General features: G+C 70.6%; 21 protein-coding genes. 13 read left to right on the plus strand and 8 right to left on the minus strand.

All coding sequences use genetic code 11. The annotated features are described in order from the left end of the window. Positions 1–139: 139 nt before the first annotated feature. A complete protein-coding gene (dnaN, locus tag ACXR8F_RS05205; RefSeq protein WP_045189017.1) occupies positions 140–1,267 on the minus strand; it encodes a DNA polymerase III subunit beta in 1,128 nt (375 codons plus the stop codon). Positions 1,268–1,904: 637 nt separating this feature from the next. Next, entirely contained in the window at positions 1,905–2,666 is a 762-nt protein-coding gene (locus ACXR8F_RS05210) for a TetR/AcrR family transcriptional regulator (RefSeq protein ID WP_458799029.1), read from the minus strand. 116 nt (positions 2,667–2,782) lie between these two features. Between ACXR8F_RS05210 and ACXR8F_RS05215 the strand changes: the two genes are divergently transcribed. Further along, positions 2,783–3,748 carry an NAD-dependent epimerase/dehydratase family protein gene (locus ACXR8F_RS05215; RefSeq protein ID WP_458799030.1) on the plus strand — a complete coding sequence of 322 codons (966 nt, stop codon included), beginning with the start codon at positions 2,783–2,785 and terminating at the stop codon, positions 3,746–3,748. Between the two features lie 35 nt (positions 3,749–3,783). Here ACXR8F_RS05215 and dnaA read toward each other — a convergent pair whose 3' ends face one another. After that, complete coding sequence (gene dnaA / locus ACXR8F_RS05220; RefSeq protein WP_458799031.1) at positions 3,784–5,451, minus strand: chromosomal replication initiator protein DnaA; 1,668 nt, start codon at positions 5,449–5,451, stop codon at positions 3,784–3,786. Positions 5,452–5,995: 544 nt separating this feature from the next. On the opposite strand from dnaA, the gene rpmH reads away from it, so the two are divergent. The 11 genes from rpmH to ACXR8F_RS05275 all read left to right on the plus strand — a co-directional run bounded on the left by rpmH (position 5,996) and on the right by ACXR8F_RS05275 (position 15,703). Next, complete coding sequence (gene rpmH, locus ACXR8F_RS05225; protein WP_010849920.1) at positions 5,996–6,133, plus strand: 50S ribosomal protein L34; 138 nt, start codon at positions 5,996–5,998, stop codon at positions 6,131–6,133. Positions 6,134–6,151: 18 nt separating this feature from the next. Further along, complete coding sequence (rnpA, locus tag ACXR8F_RS05230) at positions 6,152–6,502, plus strand: ribonuclease P protein component (RefSeq protein WP_045189024.1); 351 nt, start codon at positions 6,152–6,154, stop codon at positions 6,500–6,502. Continuing rightward, positions 6,499–6,828 carry a membrane protein insertion efficiency factor YidD gene (gene yidD / locus ACXR8F_RS05235; protein WP_458799033.1) on the plus strand — a complete coding sequence of 110 codons (330 nt, stop codon included), beginning with the start codon at positions 6,499–6,501 and terminating at the stop codon, positions 6,826–6,828. Before rnpA ends, yidD begins: the two co-directional genes overlap by 4 nt. After that, positions 6,825–7,817, plus strand: coding sequence for a membrane protein insertase YidC (yidC, locus tag ACXR8F_RS05240; RefSeq protein WP_458799034.1), 993 nt, complete (start codon positions 6,825–6,827; stop codon positions 7,815–7,817). Before yidD ends, yidC begins: the two co-directional genes overlap by 4 nt. Before the next feature lie 95 nt (positions 7,818–7,912). Beyond that, positions 7,913–8,626 carry a Jag family protein gene (locus ACXR8F_RS05245; RefSeq protein ID WP_045189028.1) on the plus strand — a complete coding sequence of 238 codons (714 nt, stop codon included), beginning with the start codon at positions 7,913–7,915 and terminating at the stop codon, positions 8,624–8,626. A gap of 138 nt (positions 8,627–8,764) precedes the next feature. Further along, complete coding sequence (rsmG, locus tag ACXR8F_RS05250) at positions 8,765–9,562, plus strand: 16S rRNA (guanine(527)-N(7))-methyltransferase RsmG (RefSeq protein WP_045189402.1); 798 nt, start codon at positions 8,765–8,767, stop codon at positions 9,560–9,562. Positions 9,563–9,647: 85 nt separating this feature from the next. Next, positions 9,648–11,363: a ParA family protein gene (locus ACXR8F_RS05255; RefSeq protein WP_458799035.1), complete on the plus strand. Its 1,716-nt coding sequence runs from the start codon at positions 9,648–9,650 to the stop codon at positions 11,361–11,363. 325 nt (positions 11,364–11,688) lie between these two features. Continuing rightward, positions 11,689–12,891, plus strand: coding sequence for a ParB/RepB/Spo0J family partition protein (locus ACXR8F_RS05260; RefSeq protein WP_458799036.1), 1,203 nt, complete (start codon positions 11,689–11,691; stop codon positions 12,889–12,891). A gap of 81 nt (positions 12,892–12,972) precedes the next feature. Continuing rightward, positions 12,973–13,833 (plus strand): Fpg/Nei family DNA glycosylase, encoded by an 861-nt coding sequence (locus ACXR8F_RS05265; protein ID WP_458799037.1) that lies wholly within the window; start codon positions 12,973–12,975, stop codon positions 13,831–13,833. 70 nt (positions 13,834–13,903) lie between these two features. Further along, complete coding sequence (locus ACXR8F_RS05270; RefSeq protein ID WP_458799038.1) at positions 13,904–14,797, plus strand: metallophosphoesterase; 894 nt, start codon at positions 13,904–13,906, stop codon at positions 14,795–14,797. A 99-nt stretch (positions 14,798–14,896) separates the two neighbouring features. Next, positions 14,897–15,703, plus strand: a complete 807-nt coding sequence (locus ACXR8F_RS05275; protein ID WP_458799039.1) for an alpha/beta fold hydrolase — start codon at positions 14,897–14,899, stop codon at positions 15,701–15,703. 88 nt (positions 15,704–15,791) lie between these two features. On the opposite strand, the gene ACXR8F_RS05280 is transcribed toward ACXR8F_RS05275, so the two are convergent. Together ACXR8F_RS05280 and ACXR8F_RS05285 are read right to left on the minus strand one after the other, a co-directional pair. Then, positions 15,792–16,817 carry a glutathione S-transferase family protein gene (locus ACXR8F_RS05280; protein ID WP_458799040.1) on the minus strand — a complete coding sequence of 342 codons (1,026 nt, stop codon included), beginning with the start codon at positions 16,815–16,817 and terminating at the stop codon, positions 15,792–15,794. Positions 16,818–16,827: 10 nt separating this feature from the next. Beyond that, positions 16,828–18,327, minus strand: coding sequence for a peptide ligase PGM1-related protein (locus ACXR8F_RS05285; RefSeq protein WP_458799041.1), 1,500 nt, complete (start codon positions 18,325–18,327; stop codon positions 16,828–16,830). A 168-nt stretch (positions 18,328–18,495) separates the two neighbouring features. Here ACXR8F_RS05285 and ACXR8F_RS05290 point away from each other — a divergent pair, with 168 nt between their 5' ends. Beyond that, positions 18,496–19,158: a GNAT family N-acetyltransferase gene (locus ACXR8F_RS05290; protein ID WP_458799042.1), complete on the plus strand. Its 663-nt coding sequence runs from the start codon at positions 18,496–18,498 to the stop codon at positions 19,156–19,158. Positions 19,159–19,244: 86 nt separating this feature from the next. Here the strand turns inward: ACXR8F_RS05290 and ACXR8F_RS05295 are convergent, their stop codons facing one another. The 3 genes from ACXR8F_RS05295 to trxB all read right to left on the minus strand — a co-directional run bounded on the left by ACXR8F_RS05295 (position 19,245) and on the right by trxB (position 22,076). Then, positions 19,245–20,471, minus strand: a complete 1,227-nt coding sequence (locus tag ACXR8F_RS05295; protein ID WP_458799043.1) for an N-acetylmuramoyl-L-alanine amidase — start codon at positions 20,469–20,471, stop codon at positions 19,245–19,247. Positions 20,472–20,615: 144 nt separating this feature from the next. After that, the gene (gene trxA / locus ACXR8F_RS05300; RefSeq protein WP_223128242.1) at positions 20,616–20,939 is read right to left on the minus strand and encodes a thioredoxin; all 324 of its coding nucleotides are present in this window, start codon (positions 20,937–20,939) and stop codon (positions 20,616–20,618) included. 90 nt (positions 20,940–21,029) lie between these two features. Beyond that, on the minus strand, positions 21,030–22,076 hold the full coding sequence (gene trxB / locus ACXR8F_RS05305) for a thioredoxin-disulfide reductase (RefSeq protein ID WP_045189046.1): 1,047 nt from the start codon (positions 22,074–22,076) through the stop codon (positions 21,030–21,032). Between the last annotated feature and the right edge of the window lie 147 nt (positions 22,077–22,223).

The raw sequence follows: 22,223 nt of genomic DNA on the forward strand, positions 1-22,223 counted from the left end.
GGAGGACGGGGGTCGATCTGGTGGCGCGGTTCGAGGCTACGCCTGCCGCCGTGCGGACGGCAGGGCGCCCACGGGGTGGAGGGTGGCCCTCCGCCCGCAACCGATGGCGTACGCCATGGGCAGCGTCGGCGACGGCGGCTCAGCTCGCGAAGCGCACCGGCATGAGCACGTAGCGGTAGCTGCTGTCGGGCTCGGAGTCGGCCTCGGCCTGCCCGGTCAGCACGGCGGGCCGGCTGGGCTGGGTGAAGCTGAGCCGGCTCCAGGCGGTGCCGACCGCGTGCAGGCCGTCGAGCAGGAACTGCGGGTTGAACGCGATCTGGATGTCGGGACCGTTGAGGGTCGCCTCGACGGCCTCGGAGGCCTGCGCGTCGTCGCCGGTGCCGGCCTCGATCGCGACCTGGCCGTCGGTGAACTTGAGCAGCACGGGGGTGTTGCGCTCGGCGACGAGCGCCACGCGCTTGACCGCCTCCTCGAGGGCCGCCGTCTCGACGACCGCCTCGGTGTCGACCGACGTGGGGAAGATCGAGGTGACCTTCGGGTACTCGCCGTCGAGCAGTCGGGTGGTCGCTCGACGCTGGCCGGCCTCGAAGCCGATGAGGCCGTCGCCGCCGTGGCCGAGCGCGAGCTCGACCGAGCCGGAGGCGCCGAGCGCGCGGGCGGTGTCGGAGAGCTGGCGGGCCGGGATGAGCGCGACGTGGTTGGCGTCGGTGGCGGACGGGCTCCACGTGAGCTCGCGCATCGCGAGCCGGTAGCGGTCGGTGGCGAGCAGGGTGACCTTGTCGCCGTCGATCTCCATGCGCACGCCGGTGAGGATCGGCAGGGTGTCGCCCTTGTCGGCGGCGATGGAGACCTGCGCGACGGCTTGGGTGAAGACGTCGCCCGCGATGGTGCCGCTCGTCTCGGGGGCCGCGGGAAGGGTGGGGTAGTCGGCCACGGGCATCTCGCGCAGTGCGAAACGGGACGAGCCGCAGGCGACGTTGACCTTCGTGCCGTCGGTGCTGACGTCGATCGGCTTGTTGGGCAGGTTGCGCGAGATGTCGGCGAGCAGACGGCCGAGCACGAGGACCTGACCGGACTCGGCGACGTCGGCCGGCACCGTGATGCGCGCGGACACCTCGTAGTCGAACGCGGAGAGGGTGAGCGTGCCGTCCTCGTTCGCGTCGACGAGCACGCCCGCGAGCACGGGGACCGGCGGGCGGGCCGGCAGGCCACGGGCCACCCAGGTCACGGCCTCGGCCAGGACGTCTCGCTCAACCCGAAACTTCACGGTGCACTCACTTCGACGGGGAAGGTCATTGGGGCTCAGACACTAGTGCCTGCCGGTGACTGACACCACAGACACTCCCCGAATGACCAGACAGGTCGAAATCACCCGTTTGGGCGGCCGCCCGTGGTCATTCGTCCCGACCCTCGTTGTCGGGGCTCATCTCCTCGACTTGAGTCTCGTCATAGTCATAGGTGGTGTGGATTGTGTGGACAACGCGAGTCCGCGCAGGTCAGGGGCTCTACAGGGATGTGCACGAGGTGTGGGCGCCCGACAGCCGCGCCAGGCGCGGGCTGTGGACGGATTTCGGCGGTGCACAGCGTCCCCACAACCAGGAGGGAGCTTGTCCGCAGGCGGGTCGGCGTCGTCCACACCCGTCCACAGGCCGGTGTGGAGGAGCGGACGGCATATGTCCGCTTTGCCACGCTCGGTGACTAGTCAGCTGTGCATGGAGAGCGGCTCCGCTTCCACAGAGTTTTCCACAACCGGTGGACAACGTTCGGGAGGATATGCCGGCGACGTCTGGAGTGACGGGTCACGGCGAGATCACGCTGTGCACACAGGTGTGGAAAAGCCTGTGGACAGATGTGGACGTCCCGAGGACGCAGGCGGCAAGAGCCGTGCCGACGACGGGCAGGGACTAGTTCGCGGAAGCGTCGGTGACCACGAGGTGGCGCGACGCGCCGAGCAGCGTCTCGAAGAGCGCGGGGGCGTCGGGGAGCGGCCCCAGCTGCGAGAAGACCTCGCTCGTGACCGCCCCGAGGAGCAGGGTCCACGCCGCGACGCCCTGCGCCAGCATCGCGGGGTCGATGCCCGTGCCGGCGAACATCGGATCCGCGAGCAGGTCCCCCAGAGCTGCCGTCGCGGGAGCCTCGGGGATCCCGAGTCCGGACGCCTCGGGCACACGTCGTGCCGACCGGGCGTCCTCGAGCAGGGTGACGAGCAGGGCCATCACGGCGGTCCCGGCCTCGGTCGTGCGTTCTGCGGGCGCGTCGTAGTCGGGCACGGGCGAGCCGTAGATGAGGGCGAAGTCGTGCGGGTGCTCGAGGGCCCAGGTCCGCAGCGCGCGACCGAGGGCGTCCCAGCGACCGCCCAGGTCGTCGGGGTCGACGGCGTCGTGCGCGGCCCGGACCGCGTCGGCCAGGGAGAGATAGCTGTCCACGATCAACCTCGTCAGCAGCTCGTCGCGGCTCTCGACGTAGCGGTAGACGCCGGATGACACCATGCCGAGGTCGCGGGCCACCGCTCGGAGGCTGAGCCCGGCCGCGCCGGAGGTGGCCAGGTGCCCGCGCGCGACGCGGAGGATGTCTGCCTCGACGGCTCGCCGGTTGCGGGCGCGCTTGCCGAGCTTCGCGGCGGGGGCGGCGTGGGCGGCGTGGGCGGCTCGGGCGGCGGTGTCCATGCGCCCAGCCTGCCACGAAGTGCTGCGTAAATGTGAGCACTGCTCTTGATTTTTGTGAGCTGGTGCGTCACCCTTTGAATGTGAGCGGTGCTCACACTTACTGTCTAGGAGACGCCATGACCCACCACCTCGTCCTCGGCGCCGGCGGCGTCGGCCGCACGACGACCGCCGCCCTCGTCGCCCAGGGCCACACCGTCACGCTCGCGTCCCGATCGGGTCGGGTGGTCGAGCGTCCCTGGGAGGCGTCGAACCCGGATGCCGTCGAGGTCGTCGCCGCCGACGCGGGCGACGCCGGGCGCCTGACGAGCCTTGCGACCGGCGCGACGAGCATCGTCAACGCCGTCAACCCGCCCAGCTACCTCACCTGGGACACCGACTGGCCGCCCGTCGCGGCCGCCACGCTCGCCGCGGCCGAGGCCACGGGCGCCGGGCTCGTCATCATCGGCAACCTCTACGGCTACGGCCGGGTGGACTCCCCCATGCGTGAGGACACCCCGCTGCGTCCCGCGGGGCACAAGGGAGCGATTCGCGCCGACATGTGGGCCGAGGCGCTGGCCCGCCACGAGGCCGGACGCCTGCGCGTCACCGAGCTGCGCTCCAGCGACTACTTCGGCCCGGGCACGACGCCGCGCACGAGCTATCTGGGCGACGTCATCCTCGACGCGCTCCTCGCGGGCCGGCCGCCCTTCGTGCCGGTCGGCCGCGCCGACGCGGCGCACTCGTGGACCTACGTCCCCGACGTCGGCGCCCTCGCCGCCCGCGTCGCGACCAGCGACACGAGCGATGACGCCTGGGGCCGGGCCTGGCACGTGCCGACCTCGGCGCCGCGCACCTTCGACGAGACGGCCCGCGACATCGCGCGGCTCGCCGGCGTCAAGCCCCGCAAGGTACGCGTGCTGCCCCGCCCGCTCGGAACCGCAGCCGGACTCGTCGTCCCCTTCATGCGCGAGGTCCGCGAGACGCGCCACCAGTTCGAGCGGCCGTTCGTGCTCGACTCCGCCCTGACCGAACAGACCTTCGGGATCGCCCCGACCCCGTGGGACGACGCGCTCACCGCCACCATCGCCGCGCGACGGCGCTGACGGCATACGCCATCGGGGCCGACCGGCCCCTGCCGTCAGTGGGACTGCTGGCGGATGCGGTTGGTCAGCTCCGTGACCTGGTTGTAGATCGCGCGGCGCTCACCCATGAGCTCGCGGATCTTGCGGTCGGCGTGCATGACGGTCGTGTGGTCGCGGCCGCCGAAGTGCTGACCGATCTTCGGCAGGCTGAGGTCGGTCATCTCGCGGCACAGGTACATCGCGATCTGGCGGGCCGTCACGAGCTGGCGCGAGCGGCTCGAGCCGCAGAGGTCCTCGATCGTCACCGCGTAGTAGGCGGCCGTGACCGCCATGATCGTCGCCGCGGTCACCTGGTTGGGCGTCTCGTTCGGCAGCACGTCCTTGAGCACGATCTCGGCGAGCGGCAGGTCGACCGGCTGGCGGTTGAGGTTGCTGAACGCCGTAACGCGGATCAGTGCCCCCTCGAGCTCGCGAATGTTGGTGCTGAAGTTCGTCGCGATGTACTCGAGCACGTCGTCGGGCACCGACATGCGGTCCTGGATCGCCTTCTTGCGCAGGATCGCGATGCGGGTCTCGAGGTCGGGCGGCTGCACGTCGGTGAGCAGGCCCGACTCGAAGCGGGTGCGCATCCGGTCCTCGAAGCCGGACAGCTCACGCGGCGGCAGGTCACTGGTGATGACGATCTGCTTGTTCGCGTTGTGCAGCGTGTTGAAGGTGTGGAAGAACTCCTCCTGGGTCTGCAGCTTGCCCTGGAGGAACTGGATGTCGTCGATGAGCAGCACGTCGACGCTGCGGTAGCGGTTCTGGAACGCGCTCGCCTTGTCGTCGCGGATGCTGTTGATGAAGTCGTTGGTGAACTCCTCGGAGTTCACGTAGCGCACCCGCACGTTCGGGAACATGGTGCGCGCGTAGTGGCCGATCGCGTGGAGCAGGTGCGTCTTGCCCAGACCGGACTCGCCGTAGACGAAGAGCGGGTTGTACGCCTTCGCCGGCGCCTCGGCGACCGCGACCGCCGCCGCGTGGGCGAAGCGGTTGCTCGCGCCGATGACGAAGGTGTCGAACGTGTACTTCGGGTTGAGTCGCGTGTCGCCGGGCGAGCTGGGCTCGGGACGCTGCTGGAGACGCAGGGGGCCGCTCTCGCCGCCGCTCAGCGGGTCGGGGCCGAGCTCCATCTGCGTCTGCACGTCGGGGTATGCCGGCCGGGCGGGTTCGTCGAGGTCGGCGCCGTTGAGGGCGGGCGCGCTCTCGGCGAGGTCGCGCAGCGGGTTGTGCTGGGCGTGGTGCGCCTGTGGGTGGATGCCGGGTTGGGCGGGGCTGCCGAAGCCTGCGGATCCGGTGGCCGCGCCACCCTGGGCGAGGCCGTTGTGATGCCCCGCCGAGCCGTTGCTGTCGGAGCCGGTCTGGCGGCGGCCGTCGTTCACCTGGCCGGTGGGCTCGTCGCTGATCATGCCGAGGTCGGTCTCGAGACTCTCGTCGACCGATACCGCGACCTGGACGGGGTGCCCGAGCTGGTCGGCGAGAGCGGTGTGGACCTGCTCGCGCACGCGCGTCTCGAGGAAGTCCTTGGTGAAGGTGTTGGGAGCGCGCACCAGCGCGATCTGGTCGAGCACCCCGACGAGGCGGCAGAGCCGGACGAAGGCGCGCTCCTGGTTCGACAGTCCCGAGTCGAGTGTGCCGAGCGTCTGCTGCCAGATCCGCGCGTAGTCGACGCCTGTCTCGGCCACCAAACCCACCTGCCCCTGACTTCAATTCCGTTGCACTTGTTGCGATCCCGGCGCTGAGCGCACTCGAGCGGGCCGGAGCGGGAGCTCGACCGTGCCGGGTCGGACGACTGGGGACGTCCGGTGCCTTGGTGAACGATGCCCTGTTGTCCACACGTTTGTCCACAGCCTGTGCATGGGTCGGGCGAGGATCGTGAAGTCGAAAACCTACCCCGGCTGAGCCGCCGTGACAATCACGTCCGGAAGAGAACTTTCTCGTCGTCGGCGTGTCGCCTTGCAATCGTCCACCGACGTTCCAAGATCGTCGGTTCTGCCCTCATCGGCGCGACTCCTCCCACCGGTTTGACCCTTCTTCCGGGCGCCCGTATCGTTGACCGAGCGTGTCTGCGACCTCTTTCGCATGCCCATGGCCCCGGGCCCGGTTCGTCCGGTTCCCGGTCCTCCCTGGGCTTGCCGATTGCGGTCGCATCGGCCACCGCCAGCCCCACCCCGGGCGCCTCCCGTCGCAGCTGCGCCGGGCGTGCACCCGCAACCTACGGAGAACCTCGTGAGCAAGCGCACCTTCCAGCCGAACAACCGTCGCCGCGCCAAGACGCACGGCTTCCGCCTTCGCATGCGCACCCGCGCCGGTCGCGCCATCCTCGCTGCCCGTCGCCGCAAGGGCCGCGCCGAGCTCTCTGCCTGAGTCGCCGGAGGCCGCGGCGTGCTGCCGGCACGTCACCGACTGCGTGAGCGGGCGGACTTCACCACGGCAGTACGCGGGCCCGGCGCCAGCAGAGCAGGCGGGCGACTCATCGTCGTGCATGCCAACCGGACCGATGCGCGTGCGGAACTTCCGCCGCGCGTCGGTTTTGTTGTGTCCAAGGCCGTCGGCAACGCGGTGGTGCGCAACCGCACCAAGCGTCGCCTGCGCGCCGGCGTCGCGACCCGGCTGGACGGCATACCTGCTGGTCTCGACCTCGTCGTGCGCGCCAACCCGGCCGCGGCCCAGGCCACCTGGGCCGAGCTCGACACCGCCCTCGGGCGCCAGCTCGAGAAGGTGTGCCACCCGTGAGCGCCACGCTCAACCGCGTGCTCGCGGCCCCGTTCGTGCTCGTCGTCCGGCTCTACCAGCGCCTCATCTCCCCGATGCGGCCGCCGACCTGCCGCTTCTACCCGAGCTGCTCCGCGTATGCCGTCACGGCACTCACGCGGTTCGGCCCCCTGCGCGGTGGCTGGCTCGCAGCCCGGCGCATCGGCCGGTGCCACCCGTGGAACCCAGGCGGCGTCGACCCCGTTCCGATGACGTGGGCCGAGCGCAACGACTGGGACCCCGCAGACTTCCGGCCACCGGGTGAGCCCCACCCTGCCGGTCACCCGATGACAGAGGAAAGACGTTGATCGACTTCTTCAACACCCTGCTCTATCCGATCAAGCTCGGTGAAGCATGGGTCATGTACGCCTGGCACTGGCTCTTCGAGACGCTCGGCCTGAGCGGGGCCTGGGCGGGATGGGCGTGGGCGCTGTCGATCGCCGGCCTCACCGTCGTCGTCCGGGTGCTGCTCATCCCGCTCTTCGTCCGCCAGATCCACTCCTCGCGCCGGATGCAGCTCATCCAGCCCGAGATGCAGAAGATCCAGAAGAAATACAAGGGCAAGCGCGACCCCGAGAGCCAGAAGGCGCAGCAGGCGGAGATCATGGATCTCTACCGCCGCACGGGCACCAACCCGTTCAGCAGCTGCCTGCCGATCCTCATCCAGTCCCCGTTCTTCTTCGCGCTCTTCCAGCTGCTCAACAACCTGCGGGCTCAGGCGGAAGGCAAGCAGGCGGGCATCGGGCCGATCACCAACGAGGTCGCGCGCGCCATCGAGGGCTCGACCATCTTCGGATCCAGGCTCTCCGACGCCTTCATCATGCAGGGGGGCACCTCGCCGCTCAGCACCAAGATCCTCACCGCGGTGCTCATCGTGCTCATGTCTGCGACGACGTTCACGACGCAGTACCAGCTGATGCGCAAGAACATGCCGGCGTCGGCGCTGGACAACCCGTTCGCGAAGCAGCAGAAGGTGCTCCTCTACCTGATGCCGATCTTCTTCGCGATCTCCGGCGTCAACTTCCCGGTCGGTGTGCTCCTCTACTGGCTCACGACGAACCTCTGGACCATGGGCCAGCAGTTCTACGTCATCCGCAACATGCCGGCCCCGGGATCCGAGGCCGAGGCCAACCGCCGCAAGCGCCTGGAGCGCAAGGGCAAGACCGTCGAGGAGCTCACGGTTCCCGGACTCGACTCCGGTGACGACGTGCCCGACGACGCCCCCAAGGCCGGTCAGCGCCAGCAGCCCAAGAGCAAGAAGCGCGCCCGCACGCAGGCCCCCAAGAACCGTCGCTGAGGGTTCTTCCACAATCTTGTCCACACTGCTCTTGGGCCTCTGAACTGCGAAGACGCGAGTTTTCCACAGAGCCCGGGTGAACGAAGGAGTCAACCATGAGCGAGACGCAGGCCACCGAGGCCGAGAACCCGACCGACCTCACCGCCGGAGACGAGCCCACGTCAGCCACGACCACGCCCACCACCGAGCGTCCGGTCTCCGGTGACGCGGATCTGTCGGTGGAGGCTGCCGAGTCGGAGTCTGACGACGACGCCGACGATGACGCCGGTGACGGTGACGGTGACGGTGACGGCGGCGACGCAGAGACGGCCAAGGCCGACAAGGGCGACAAGAAGTCGCGCGTGCGCCAGCTCGAGCGCGAGGGCGAGGTCGCGGCCGACTTCCTCGAGACGCTTCTCGACATCGCCGATCTCGACGGCGACATCGACGTGGACGTGGACGGTGACCGCGCCGCCATCGCCATCGTCGACTCCGACGAGGGCCGGGTGCCCCGTCGTCTCGTCGGCGCCGACGGCAAGGTGCTCGAGGCCCTCCAGGAGCTGACCCGACTGGCCGTCCAGGCCGAGACGGGCGAGCGGAGCCGGCTCATGCTCGACATCGCCGGTCACCGTGCGCAGCGCCGGTCGGCACTCGTCGAGCTGGCCAAGGTGGCCATCGCCGAGGTCAAGGAGTCCGGCACGAAGCGTTCGCTCGAGCCGATGAGCGCCTTCGAGCGCAAGGTCGTGCACGACGAGGTGGCCGCTGCCGGGCTCGTGTCCGAGTCTGAGGGCGTGGACCCGCACCGCCACATCGTCATCCTTCCCGCCTGACCCATCGCGTTTCACGTGAAACACGGCTCGTGAGAGGCGTGGCAGGACCAACTACCTGAGGAGTGGGAGCGCGTGAGCCACGAAGCTCCCGACCCGGTCGGGCCTGGCGATCCGACCGGGGTGGCCGGACGAACGGTCTTGCCCGGCCCGACGGCCGAGCCTGAGGCGCCAGGCGTAGCGCCCACCCCGGCGGCCGCGACCAGCGTCTTCGGTGCCCGCCTGGCGCTCGCGGAGCGGTTCGTCGCGATCCTCGCCGACACCGGGATCGCTCACGGGCTCATCGGTCCCCGTGAGGCGCCCCGGCTCTGGGACCGTCACGTCCTGAACTGCGCCGTCGTGCACGAGGCGATCCCGGTGACGGGGGAGATGCAGCGCGTCATCGACGTGGGCTCCGGTGCCGGTCTCCCGGGTCTGGCCCTGGCGATCGCGCGAGCCGATCTCGAGCTGCACCTGGTCGAGCCGCTCGCCCGACGCACGGCCTGGCTCACTGACACGGTCGAGCAGCTGGGCCTGTCGAACGTCACCGTCCACACGGCCCGGGCCGAGACGCTCTGGGACGAGCTCGATGCGCCGTGGGTGACCGCCCGGGCCGTCTCCAAGATCGTGCAGCTGGCCGAGTGGACCCTGCCGCTGCTCCGTCCCCACGGGGCGCTCCTCGCCCTCAAGGGCTCACGCGCCCAGGTGGAGCTCGACGAGGGCCGCGCCGCGCTGACGCGCCTCGGCGTCGTCGATGCCGAGGTCGAGGCGTACGGGGCGGACCTGCTGGAGGAACCGACTCTGGTGCTCCGGGCGACGATCGGTGAGGCCGTCGACCGCCGACGGTTCCGGTCGCGGCAGCCCTCGAGTGCCGGCTCGGCACGACGACGCGCGGATCGACCGCGCGGATCGCGACGCTCCGGCACGGCAGCGGGCGGTCGTCGGCGCCATCAGCCATGATCGTGTCCAGACCCATTCGATGGTCGGCCCCGCCCGCGGGTGGGGACGAGCCGGCCCTCAAACCGGAGGTGCGCTCCCTGTGACGATGTCGACCAACCTCGGCTGGCCGAGTGAACCCGACCCGGAGCCCGAGCACCGACGTCTGGGGTGGTTGGCTCGCATGCTCGGTGTTTCACGTGAAACGGACACTCCCACGAACGCGTACACCGAGGCCCAGGTCGTCACGGTGGAGTCCGCCACAGCCTCAGAACCACAGCCGCAACCGAAAGAAGAAGAAGAGATCGTCTCCGCATCCCGCACCGACGACACCCCTGTCGATCCGGGTCCGGTCGTCGAGGATTCCGTCATCGTCCCGGCCTCGTCGACCTCGGAGAACCGTTCTGCCCCTGCGGCCCCGACGTCCGATCTCGACCAGGCCCTAGCGGTGCACCAGCGAAGCGAAGACGTGGACCGGGAGGAGCGCGGCGACATCGAGCACGGCGTCGACGACGATCGCCGCTCCGGTGACCAAGGTTCCCCCGCCGAGCTGGGTGACGCGACCTCGGAACAGGATCAGTTGGGCCCGGTCGAGGGCCGGGACGCGGACGGGAGTGACACCGAGCAGGACGTGACAGCGGGCCACGGCACCCAGCACGACGTCGACGACCGGACCGCCGACGCATCGGGAGAGACTGCACTCGCGCCGAGTGAGGGGCCCGCGCAGACCTCACCCGTCGCGGTCTCCGGGAGTCTCCCGACCGACGAGCAGGCCTACGGCAGCCCTGTGGACAACGCGGTGGATGAAGCGGTCCGCGGCGGCACCGCTGAGCGAGGAAATCGCCCATATCGGGCTGGGGACAACGTTGTGGACGAATCGGCCGACACGCTGCGCCAGCTCGCTGACCACGCCGACCGAGTGGCCCTCGTCGCGGCCCTGCCGACGCCCGGAAGTGACACCCCCCTGGCGAGGGAGCTGGCCGAGAACGCCCGCCGTCGCATCCAGCTGACGGGCCGCCCGTTCCCGAAGCCGGTGGCGCCCCGGGTACTGACCGTGGCCAACCAGAAGGGTGGGGTCGGCAAGACGACCACCACGGTGAACATCGCGGCAGCCCTGGCGCAGGCCGGGCTGTCGGTGCTCGTCATCGACCTCGACCCGCAGGGCAACGCCAGCACCGCGCTCGGCATCGACCACCACGCCGAGGTCCCGTCGATCTATGACGTGCTCGTGGACGGCACCCCGATGCTCGAGGTCGTGCAGCCGTGCTCGACGGTCGAGAACCTGCACTGTGCGCCTGCCACCATCGACCTGGCCGGCGCTGAGATCGAGCTCGTGTCGCTCGTGGCTCGCGAGTCGCGGCTGCAGAAGGCGATCGCCGCGGCGGTGGAGCAGGGTCATTCGTACGACTACATCCTCATCGACTGCCCACCCAGCCTGGGACTACTCACGGTCAACGCGATGGTGGCGGCCAGCGAGGTGTTCATCCCGATCCAGTGCGAGTACTACGCCCTCGAAGGGCTGTCGCAGCTGCTCAAGAACATCGATTTGGTCAAGCGTCACCTGAACCCGGCGCTGCACGTGTCGACCATCCTGCTCACGATGTACGACGGCCGCACCCGCCTCTCGGCCCAGGTCGCGGACGAGGTGCGCGAACACTTCCCCGAGCAGGTGCTGCGGACGACGGTGCCGAGGTCGGTCCGCGTCTCGGAGGCGCCGAGCTTCGGGGAAACGGTGATGACCTACGACCCAGCCAGCAGTGGTGCCCTCGCCTACCTCGAGGCGGCGGGCGAGCTGGCCGACCGCGGGGCGGCCGGCGGCGCCTGACTGCCTGCCGCGCTCACGCGATGAACGGGACCGCCACACGCTTGGCGGTCCCGTTTCACGTGAAACACCCCCCTTGTCGGCGGGGGTTTGTGAGAACGCACTCTCCCTGACAGACAAGGGGGGCAGGCAGAGAGGTCACGCCGTGTTTCACGTGAAACCCCCGTCCGATCCTCAGACGTCACGGGCGTTTCACGTGAAACAGACGGCCCGCGATAGTCGCAACCAGCGCGCGAGTCCTCGGAGCGGGTGCGCAAACCGGGGTCACCCACCACCTAGACTGGCGCCGGACGCGATGGCCGCGTCGAGGACGACAAGGGGTTGGCGAATGGCGGAGAAGCGTCGAGCACTGGGTCGGGGCCTGGGGGCTCTCATCCCGAGCGCACCGAGCGGGGGCGCCGGCCGACCCGTCGATGTCTTCTTCACGGAGCAGAAGCAGCCGACCCCGCCGACTGCGACGCCCGAAGAAAGGCCGGCCGGCTCGGACGGCACTCCCGGCGCCGGCTCGGAGACGGCCCAGAACGGTCAGGGCCCGGCCTCCCAGAACGGGCACAGCGGTCCGGAGAGCGGTCAGCCGACAGAGGGCGCCGACGAGGCCGCCACCCCGGCGGACGCAGAACCGACGAACGCAGAATCGACGAAGGGGCCTGCTGTCGGAGAGAAGCTCGAGGATGCCGCGACCGGGCTCGCCGTGGTGCCGGGTGCCGAGTTCGCCGAGCTCGACATCGAGTCGATCCGCCCGAACCCCAAGCAGCCGCGCACGGTCTTCGACGAGGACCACATGGCCGAGCTGGTCCACTCGATCCGCGAGATCGGCGTGCTCCAGCCGGTGGTCGTCCGCCGTATCCCTGCGGACCAGCTGGCCGAGGCCGACGGCAAGACCTTCGAGCTCATCATGGGTGAGCGCCGATGGCGCGCCTCCCTGGCGGCCGACCTCGGCGTCATCCCAGCCATCATCAAGGACACGAGCGACGACGACCTCCTGCGCGACGCGCTCCTGGAGAACCTCCATCGGAGTCAGCTCAACTCGCTCGAGGAGGCGGCGGCATACCAGCAGCTGCTCGACGACTTCGGTTGCTCGCACGAGGAGCTCGCGAGCCGTATCGGGCGGTCACGCCCGCAGATCTCGAACACGCTCCGCCTGCTGAAGCTGCCTCCGCTGGTGCAGCGCCGTGTGGCAGCGGGGGTCCTGAGTGCCGGCCATGCGCGTGCGCTGCTCGGCATGGCTGACGGCGGGGCGATGGAGCGCATGGCGCAGCGCATCGTCGCCGAGGGACTGTCCGTGCGCAACGTCGAGGAGCTCGTGGCCCTGGGGGAGGGCAACGACGCTCCCAAGCCGCGTCGTCCTCGCGCCGGTAGCCGTCACCCTCAGCTCGACGACTTCACGTCGAACCTGTCCGACCACCTCGAGACCCGAGTCGCGATCGCCCTGGGTCAGCGCAAGGGCAAGATCACCGTGGAGTTCGCCTCGATGGAGGACCTGCGCCGCATCCTCGGTCTCATGGGCATGGGGTCGCCTAACCGCGACTGACCCCACAGTCACAGCCACAGACCTGGCCCCAGCCGGCGCCGCCCGAGAGCTGGAGCACCGACACCGAGACGGAGGGTGATCGTGCCCGAGGGCCACACGATCCATGCACTCGCCGACCGTCTGGAGCGGGCGTTCCGCGGCCACCGGGTCGAGGCGAGCAGCCCGCAGGGGCGGTTCGCCGCGGATGCCGAGCGGCTGGACGGCAAGGTGCTCGAGCGCGCCGAGGCGTGGGGCAAGCACCTGTTCGTCGACGTGGGCGACCTCGCGTTGCACGTGCATCTCGGCCTCATCGGCCAGTTCCCGGTGCGGCCGCTGCGCGCTGGCACCCCGCCGGCACCGGTGGGCGCGGTGCGGCTGCGCCTGGTGGGGCCGGATCATTTTGCCGACCTGCGCGGTCCGATGATCTGCACGCTCGTGGACCGTGCGCGCCGCCGTGAGATCGTCTCCACCCTCGGACCTGATCCGCTGCGACGACGGAGTCAGCCGCAGCCTGGATGGGAGCGGTTGCATCGCAGCCGGCGCCCGATCGCGGAGCTGCTCATGGACCAGTCCGTCGTGGCCGGGGTGGGCAACGTCTACCGCTGTGAGGTGCTTCACCGCCTGGCGGTAGACCCCTTCACTCCCGGACGAGACCTCTCGGAGTCGGTGTGGAACGAGATCTGGGACGATCTCGTGCTGCTCATGCCGCTGGGGCGGGCGTTCTCGCAGATCATCACCATGCCCGACCAGGTGGAGGCGGCACAGCGGGCGAAGCGCTCCGGCCGTGCCCGCGCCATAGCCAAGGAGCTCACCGGCGAGCGTCTGGGCGACACCTTCGAGCGGCGGTTCCTCGTCTACAAGCGGACCGGTGAGCCGTGTCCACGATGCCGAAACACGGTGCAGCGAAGAGAGATCGCCGGCCGCCGGCTCTACTGGTGCCCCGCCTGCCAGATCCGACGCTGACGGGGCCCGACCGGACCACGCGCGCCCGTCAGCACGTGCCCGGACGTACTCGCGGCCCTAGGCTGACGCCATGGCCCTCACCGGATCCCGGCCTGCGCCGACCCACGTCATCGCCCACCTGTCCGACCCGCACCTGATCGCGGGCGGTGGGCTGCTCGCCGGCCACATCGACACCCGGGAACAGCTGCGCAAGGCCCTGGCGCGGGTCGAGGCCTCGGGTGAGCACATCGATGCGCTCGTCATCAGCGGAGACCTGGCCGACAGCGGGGACCCGGCCGCGTACGACCTGCTCCTCGAGATCGTCGGCCCGGTCGTCGAGCGGCTGGGCGCCGCCCTCGTGCTCACCGGGGGCAACCACGACGAGAGGCGCCCGATGGCCGAGCGCCTCTACGGCCGAGACACGGACGAGCCGCAGGACTCAGTCACCGTCGTTGGCGGCCTGCGTATCATCGCGGTGGACTCCGCCGTGCCCGGCTACCACCACGGCGGCTTCTCGGACGCGCAGTACGAGTGGCTCGCCGGCGAGCTGGCGACCCCGGCTGAGCACGGGACTCTCCTCGTCGTCCACCACGCCCCCGTCACCTACCGGTCACCCGTCATGCAGCTCCTCGACTTCGACGACGTCGATCGTCTGCGCGAGGTGATCGAGCCGACCGACGTGCGTGCGGTGCTCAGCGGTCACCTGCACGTCACGAGCTTCGGGACCCTCGGCCGGGTGCCGGTCTTCGTCGCCGGCGGCGTCAGCTATGTCGACGACGTGGGCGCACCCCGCGAACTGCTCATGGGCGTCGACGGCCCGCAGTCGTGGAACCTCGTGGAGGTGCATGCCGACCAGGTCGTCGGCACCGTGGTGCCCATCGAGCAGCACAAGACCTGGCCGGCCCTCTCGGAGGCCGTCATGGAGTTCATGGACACGGTTCCGGAGGCCGAGCGGCGCGAAGTCTTCTCGCGCAAGCGAACCTGACGCAAAACTTCGAGAATCAAAACGTCGAACCGCGTCCGCGCTGTTCGACGCTGAAGTGAGGACCCGACAGGCGGGTCGCACAGTCAAGGAGATGCAGTCATGAGCCAGGTCCACAAGGCCACGTCGTCGGACGGCACCACGATCGCCTACGAGGCCTACGGCGACGGGCCCGTCGCCGTGATCGTCGGAGGTGCGTTCTGCGACCGGGGCGCGTTCCGGGACGTCGCGGTCGAGCTCGGCCGACTCGGCTTCACCGGGGTCACCTACGACCGTCGCGGACGGGGGGACAGCGGTGACACCGAGCCCTATGCGGTCTCCCGCGAGGTTGACGACCTCACTTCCGTGATCCAGGCAGCCGGTGAAAACGACTCTCCCGCCTACGTTTTCGGTGTCTCATCGGGCGGTGCGCTTGTCATCGAGGCCATCGCGGCAGGCGCGCCGATCGCCAAGGGCTCGGCCATCGAGGTGCCGTACCGCACCGCGGCCTGGCCGCCGCCCCCGGCTGACTACATCGGGACCCTCGAGGCCTTCGAGGCGAAGGGTGACCGTGCCGGGATCGTGCGGTACTTCAACAACGAGGTCGTCGGGATGCCGCCAGAGATGGTCGACGGCATGGTCGGCACCCCGGTGTGGGACGCTCTGCTGTCGATGGCCTACACCGTCAAGTACGACGGCCTGTGCCTCGGCGGTGACGAGCAGGACATCCCGGTGGAAACCTTTGCGCGGGTGACGGTTCCGTTCCTTTCGGTCTGCAGCAGCGGCACCCAGCTGCCCTGGCTCCACGACGCGGCCGGCGTTGTGGCAGAGGCACTTCCGAACGCCACGGCGGTCGAGCTGCCTGGCGAGTTCCACCAGGTGCCTGCTGGCGTGCTGGCCCCGGCACTCGCGGACTTCTTCCGCTCCTGACGCGACGTCGGCAGGATAGCGACGTCAGCTGACCGGTGAGTTCCCTTGCACGACAACGGGACCCACCGGCGAACGCTGAGTGACGTGGTCAATCGGCCAGCAGAGCCAGGGCCGGATTGTGCTCTGGCGAAACGACTTCGCGCGGCGGGCCTGGGGGAGTGGCTCCCTCACCGAAGGGTGAACCACCGAGAGCCTCGCGACCGTGCGGGGTGGCCCAGTTCTCCAGGGCGGGCCCGAGCGGCACGATGCCCGTGGGGTTCACGTCGCTGTGCACCACGTAGTAGTGACGCTTGATGTGGGCGAAGTCGACGGTGTCGCCGAATCCGGGCGTCTGGAAGAGGTCCCGCGCGTACGCCCACAGCGCCGGCATCTCGATCAGCTTGTTGCGGTTGCACTTGAAGTGCCCGTGGTAGACGGGGTCGAACCGCACGAGCGTCGTGAAGAGCCGCACGTCGGCCTCGGTGACGTGGTCGCCGACGAGGTAGCGCCGGGTGGAGAGCCGGTCCTCGAGGAGGTCGAGGTGCTCCCACAGCCGACGGTAGGCCTTGTCGTACGCGTCCTGGGTGCCGGCGAAGCCGCAGCGGTAGACGCCGTTGTTCACGAAACGGTAGATCGGCTCGCTCACGGCCTCGATCTCGTCAGCCAGGTCGGCGGGGTAGAGGTCTGGCGCGCCGTCGCGGTGGAGGTCGCGCCACTGCGTCTCGAGGTCGATGGTGATCTGCTTGAAGTCGTTGGTGACGACGGCACCGGTGGGGATGTCGACGATCGCGGGAACCGTTATCCCACGCGGGTATTCGGGGTCGCGTCGGAAGTAGGCGTCCTGGATGCGGGGGATGCCGAGCACCGGGTCGAGACCGCCCGGGTCCAGGTCGAAGGTCCAGCTCCGGCTGTCGTGCGTGGGGCCGCAGATGCCCATCGACAGGGCGTCCTCCAGGCCGAGGAGCCGGCGCACGATGATGGCGCGGTTGGCCCACGGGCACGCCCGCGCCACGACGAGGCGGTAGCGTCCGGACTCGACGGGAAAGCCGTCGCGCCCGTCCGCGGTGATGCGGGTGGTGATGTAGTTCGTGTCGCGCTTGAAGCTCTTCTCGACGTACGTCCCCGGTTCGCTCATGCGCCCAACCCTAGTTCGCGGTCTGGCGCCACCAGCCCCTCCCACCCCTCCCGGCGCAACCACCGATGACGAGGCTGCCGTGCTCGGCGAGCTGCTGCGCTGCTGCGGTGGTGCGCCCGATCGCGGTCAGCCCGACCCGCCCGTCGATGGCGAGGCCCGAGAGCATCTGCAGCACGAGCCCGGTGCCGGTCGCGGGGTCGAAGCCGATGCCTGCTGCCTGCACGGCCGCCACGACCTGGAGCGGGTCGACGCCGAGCCAGTGCGGGTCGACGACGTTGTCGGTCGAGGAGTAGCAACGCTGCGAACCGTCCGGCGTGACCCAGCACCCCCTCGTCGGGTCGTAACGGCCCCTCACCAGCGCCGCGAGTCCTGCCAGCGGGTGGGTCGTGCCGCCGTTGCGCAGGTTCACCTCGATCGCCAGCACCTCCCAGCGGTCTGCGTCGCGCCTGGCGACGAAGTCGACCCCCACCCGACCGCGGGCCCCGAGGGCGCTCAGCCGCTCGGCGACCGCGGCAGTCGCGCGGGCGACGGCGACGGCATACGCAGGCTGTGCGGGGAGCACGCACCCGGCGTAGACCTGCCCGTCCGGGCCGCCGAGCACCTGCTCGTGCGTCGAGACCACGGTCACGGTGCCGTCGGGCGCGATGTCGGCCTGCCCGCTGGGACTCGTGACGTCGTCGCCGAGGACGAGCTCCTCCACGACGCCGCCGGCAGCGAGCTCGGCCAGGTACGACGGCGGCACCGCCTGCGCCAGGGCCTGCAGCAGACGGTTGCCCGTGAGGTCACCTCCCAGGGGGTCGCGTACGCGCACGGTGACGTTCCCGTCGCCGGCTGCGCTGTCGTCGAGCTTGACCACGACCCGTTCCGTGCCGGGCCGGCGCCGGCGGACCTCCTCGACGGCCCGGGCGACGTCGTCGAGGTCGCGCACGTCCTCGCACCCCACCGGGGTGTCGACGCCGACGGCGTGGAAGAGGCGCCGGCCGGCGCTCTTGAAGCCGAGCGGGCGCAGGCGCGCGGGCGTGCCGTCGATGGGGACACCGAGGGCGAGCGCGGCCTCCTCCTCCGTCGTGGTCACGTTCCAGACCTGGAGGAGTGCCGGCCGCCCGTCCACGACGGCGCGAACCCGGGCGACGGCGGCCGGGTCGTCGAGCAGCTTGGCGGCCGTCGGGCGCCAGGACGGGTCGTCGACCGTGACGACGTGCAGGCGCTGCAGGAAGCCGGCGCGTTCGGAGGGGGCCAGCAGGGAGGCGTAGTAGTCGAGCACGCCGGGTCCGGGGGCGAGCGAGCTGACGTAGACGACCTCGCAGCGTGGGTCGCGTGCGGCCAGGGCGAGCAGGAGGTAGCGGTGCTCCATCGACCCGAGGCGCGCGCCGTAGTGCTCGAGGAGCTGGCCCTGGACGCTGAACGAGGGCATGACGACGAGCACGTGAGGCGTCCCGTTGCCGCCGCCCGCGCGGCGGGCGTCCCAGGCGGCACCGAGGCTCTGCTGGAGCTGCTCGAACGTGCCCATGCGTCGGCCTTCCGCGAACCTGACCCGTCGATGGTAGCGACGAGGACCCCGCCACCGCGTCGTCGCGGGGCAGGCCTGGCAGCCTCCGACCCGCCACCGGGACCGCCGGTGGTGCCGACTGACGGTGCGCGGGCCAGAATGGCGGTATGCGGGAAATCCGGTGGCGCGATGCGTGACCTGCGTGCGCTGACGCCCGACCTCGTCGACGACCTCGTCGGCATCGGCACGTGCGCCCCGTGCACCTTCTGGCAGACCGTGCCGCGCAACGGCCATGGCGACGAACACCCACCGCGCGAGGTGCTCGCCGACTGGGTCGGCACGGTCACGAGCGACTGGGGCCCGCCCGGCCGCGTCGCTTACGTGGACGGTGAGCCGGCGGGCTACGTCATGCTCGCGCCGGCGCGGCACGTGCCGCGCCTCGCCGCGTTCCCGACCTCGCCCTCGGACCCGGCGACGCTCATGCTCCTCACCGCGGTCACCGCCCAGCCGTATGCCGGCCGGGGCCTTCGCAAGGTGCTGCTGCAGTCCGCGGCGAAGGACGCCCTCAAGCACCAGGTGCGCTCGCTCGAGGTCGTCGCCGCACGTCCGCTGGCGGTGTCGAAGCACCCCTGCGTGCTCGATGTCGACGTGCTGGAGAAGGTCGGCTACCGCGTCGAGCGCGACCACCCGACCTACCCGCGCCTGCGGATGGACCTGCGACGCGTCGTCACGCTGCGCGACGAGGCGGCTGCCGCGGTGGCGCGCGCGCTGGCCAGGGTGCCGGGGCTGCGCCCCGTGCCGGAGACCCACCCGAACGGGTCGAGCCACGCCAACGTGACCGACCGGGCCTGACCGGTTCCGATCGGGCCCGACCGGGCCTGACCGGGCCTGACCGGTTCCGATCGGGCCTGACCGGTCCTGAGTGGGCCCGAGTGCCTTCAGCCGACGGTGCGGTCGCCCGTCGCGCTGCCGACCTGGGCGGCGCGCATCGACTCGAGGTGGCGGCGCAGGTCGTCGAGGCGCAGCACGCCGGTGCGCGCGGTGTCGGCCTCGCCGAGGTAGACCCGCTGGAGCGCGACGACGACGGCCTCGGCCACGAGGTCGAGCGTGTGCGGCTGCGCCAGCGCTTCGGCGTCGCCCGCGTGGCTGAGGTAGCCGAGGTCGAGGCGGACGGCCGGCATGCGGGTGCGGCGCAGCAGCGGCCAGGTGCGGGCGTGGGAGCGGCAGTCGGTGAGGCCGGTGCGGGCCACGACCTCGCGCAGCAGCAGGTCGGCGAAGCTCTCGCCGATGACGGACCAGTCGCTGTGCTTGGCGTTGTCGGGGTGGCCGTAGAAGTACGTCGCGACCCCGTGGGCCGAGCCGGACTCGGTGTGGTCGGTGTGGAGGGAGAGCACGAGGTCGGCGTCGCAGGAGTTGGCGAAGGCGGCGCGCTCCTCGTCGCTGCCGCCCTCGGTGGTCTCGGTGCGGGTGAAGACGACGCTGACGCCGTGCGCGGACAGCCGCCCCTCGATGCGTCGGGCCAGGTCGAGGGCGAGCCTCGCCTCGACGAGGCCGCTGCCGCCCTCGGCACCGGTGTCGGCGCCGCCGTGGCCGGGGTCGAGGACGATGGTGCGTCCGCTGAGGCTGTAGCCGCTGCGCCGCAGGTGCTCGCGCTCGCGCAGCGCATTGGCTGAACCGCCGCTGACCGAGCGGCGCAGGCCGGCGAAGGCGCGCATCGTCTCGGGGCCTGCGGTGCCGTCGGGGACGAGGCCCACTGCGGCCTGGAAGGCTCGGAGTGCGGCGTCGGTGGCCGGCCCGTGGAGGCCGTCGACCTTGCCGGGCGTGAAGCCGAGCTCGGCCAGGCGTCCCTGGAGGGCGACGACGTCGTCACCCTCGACGAAGTGGCCCGGCACGTAGCGCAGCACCCGGTCACCGAGGGCCCAGCGGGCCCCGTCGAGCACGGCATACGTCGAGCGTCCGACGATGCCGTCGACGATGAGCCCGCGCCGCTGCTGGAACGACTTCACGGCCTGCTCGACGCGCTCGTCGAAGACGGCGTTGCCGGCCGCGTCGGTGGCTCCCGGTCCGCCGGGAAGGTCACCGGACAGGACGAGCCGCTCGCAGACGGCCGCTACCGCGGGCCCGGCGTCGCCGCGCCGGAGCACGACGGTCTGGGGAGGGGTCATCTCGGCTCCTTCTGGGAGGGCTCCCGGTGGTCGCAGGTGAGTCGCGGCTTGCTGTGCGACATCGGGAGAGACGGGCGCCGTCAGCACTGTAGTACGCGGAAGGGGTGGCACCGTGCCGGTTGCCACCCCTTCGTCGTCGCCCGGTCAGGCGATGAACTCCTCCAGCTCGCGCAGCAGCTTCGGCTTCGGGTGCGCGCCGACGATGGTCTTGACGACCTCGCCCTTGACGTAGACGTTGAGCGTCGGGATCGACACGACGCCGTAGCGGGCGGCCGTGTCGACGTTGGCGTCGGTGTCGAGCTTGACGACCTCGATCTTGTCGCCGTACTGCTCGTTGATCTCCTCCAGGATCGGGGCGACCTTGCGGCACGGGCCGCACCACGTCGCCCAGAAGTCGACGAGCACGGGCTTCTCGCTCATGAGGACGTCGTCGGCGAAGGTGGCGTCGGTCGTGTTCTTCAGTGCCATGGAGATTCCTTCTCTGGTTGGCGCGGGGGGCGGGGTGGGTGTGGCGCTGGCGGCAGCGGCCGGAGCCGGGGTGCCGGGTCTGCTTCGAGGTTAGGCGTCGGCGCCGACGGTGGCGCGCGGTGCGGGGATCTCGCCGGAGTCGGTCTCGTCGATGGCCGCGGCCTCGGCGGCGGCTTCGGCGGGTGAGGTGGTGTCCTCGAGCGCGGCGAGGTAGTGCTCGGCGTCGAGGGCGGCGGCGCAGCCGGAGCCGGCGGCGGTGATGGCCTGGCGGTAGGTGTGGTCGACGAGGTCGCCGGAGGCGAAGACGCCGGGCAGGTTGGTGCGGGTGGAGCGGCCCTGGACGAGCACGTAGCCGGCGTCATCCAGCTCCACCTGGTCGACGTCGCCGTTGCGCAGCAGCTCGTTGCGGGGGTCGTGGCCGATGGCGACGAACAGGCCGGTGACGGCGAGCTCGCGGGTCTCGCCGGTGACGGTGTCGCGCAGCGTGACGCCGGTGAGCTTGCCCTCGCCGTGGATCTCGGCGACCTCGGAGTTCCAGGCGAAGCGGATCTTGTCGTTGGCGTGGGCGCGGTCGGCCATGATCTTGCTGGCGCGGAGGGTGTCGCGACGGTGAATGATCGTGACGGTGCGGGCGAACTTCGTCAGGAAGGTCGCCTCCTCGATGGCCGAGTCGCCGCCCCCGACGACGGCGATGTCCTGGTCGCGGAAGAAGAACCCGTCGCACGTCGCGCACCAGGAGACACCGTGGCCCGAGAGCTCCTTCTCGCGGGGGAGGCCGAGCTCGCGGTAGGCCGAGCCCATCGAGAGGATGACCGCCTTGGCGCGGTGCACGTTGCCCTCGCCGTCGGTGACGGTCTTGATGTCGCCGGTGAGGTCGACGGCAGTGACGTCGTCGGTGACGAGCTCGGCGCCGAAGCGCTCGGCCTGCGCGCGCATGTTGTCCATGAGGTCCGGGCCCATGATGCCGTCCTGGAAGCCGGGGAAGTTCTCGACATCGGTCGTGTTCATCAGCGCGCCACCGGCCGTGACCGCGCCCTCGAAGACGAGGGGCGCGAGGTTCGCGCGGGCGGCGTAGACGGCGGCGGTGTAGCCCGCGGGGCCGGAGCCGATGATGATGACGTTGCGGACGTCGGACATGTGGGGTGCTCCTCGTAAAGCTCTCGTGTCGTGCGGCTCTGGGACGATGCTGCCGCTCCTGCGGCTCGCCGTCGTGCTCCCGGTCCGTGTCGGAGCGCGGACTCCGCGAGACGCATAGGCCTCAACCGATCCTAGGCGTTCGTTGTT

Source organism: Terrabacter sp. AAH1, assembly GCF_054456855.1.

What these genes read in the sequence shown, in the direction of transcription:
- ACXR8F_RS05210 (WP_458799029.1), bottom strand. Translation starts at nt 2,666, where the DNA reads ATGGACACCGCCGCCCGAGCCGCCCACGCCGCCCACGCCGCCCCCGCC.
- ACXR8F_RS05215 (WP_458799030.1), top strand. Translation starts at nt 2,783, where the DNA reads ATGACCCACCACCTCGTCCTCGGCGCCGGCGGCGTCGGCCGCACGACG.
- ACXR8F_RS05245 (WP_045189028.1), top strand. Translation starts at nt 7,913, where the DNA reads ATGAGCGAGACGCAGGCCACCGAGGCCGAGAACCCGACCGACCTCACC.
- ACXR8F_RS05255 (WP_458799035.1), top strand. Translation starts at nt 9,648, where the DNA reads ATGTCGACCAACCTCGGCTGGCCGAGTGAACCCGACCCGGAGCCCGAG.
- ACXR8F_RS05260 (WP_458799036.1), top strand. Translation starts at nt 11,689, where the DNA reads ATGGCGGAGAAGCGTCGAGCACTGGGTCGGGGCCTGGGGGCTCTCATC.
- ACXR8F_RS05270 (WP_458799038.1), top strand. Translation starts at nt 13,904, where the DNA reads ATGGCCCTCACCGGATCCCGGCCTGCGCCGACCCACGTCATCGCCCAC.
- ACXR8F_RS05275 (WP_458799039.1), top strand. Translation starts at nt 14,897, where the DNA reads ATGAGCCAGGTCCACAAGGCCACGTCGTCGGACGGCACCACGATCGCC.
- ACXR8F_RS05280 (WP_458799040.1), bottom strand. Translation starts at nt 16,817, where the DNA reads ATGAGCGAACCGGGGACGTACGTCGAGAAGAGCTTCAAGCGCGACACG.
- ACXR8F_RS05285 (WP_458799041.1), bottom strand. Translation starts at nt 18,327, where the DNA reads ATGGGCACGTTCGAGCAGCTCCAGCAGAGCCTCGGTGCCGCCTGGGAC.
- ACXR8F_RS05290 (WP_458799042.1), top strand. Translation starts at nt 18,496, where the DNA reads ATGCGTGACCTGCGTGCGCTGACGCCCGACCTCGTCGACGACCTCGTC.
- ACXR8F_RS05295 (WP_458799043.1), bottom strand. Translation starts at nt 20,471, where the DNA reads ATGACCCCTCCCCAGACCGTCGTGCTCCGGCGCGGCGACGCCGGGCCC.
- trxA (WP_223128242.1), bottom strand. Translation starts at nt 20,939, where the DNA reads ATGGCACTGAAGAACACGACCGACGCCACCTTCGCCGACGACGTCCTC.
- trxB (WP_045189046.1), bottom strand. Translation starts at nt 22,076, where the DNA reads ATGTCCGACGTCCGCAACGTCATCATCATCGGCTCCGGCCCCGCGGGC.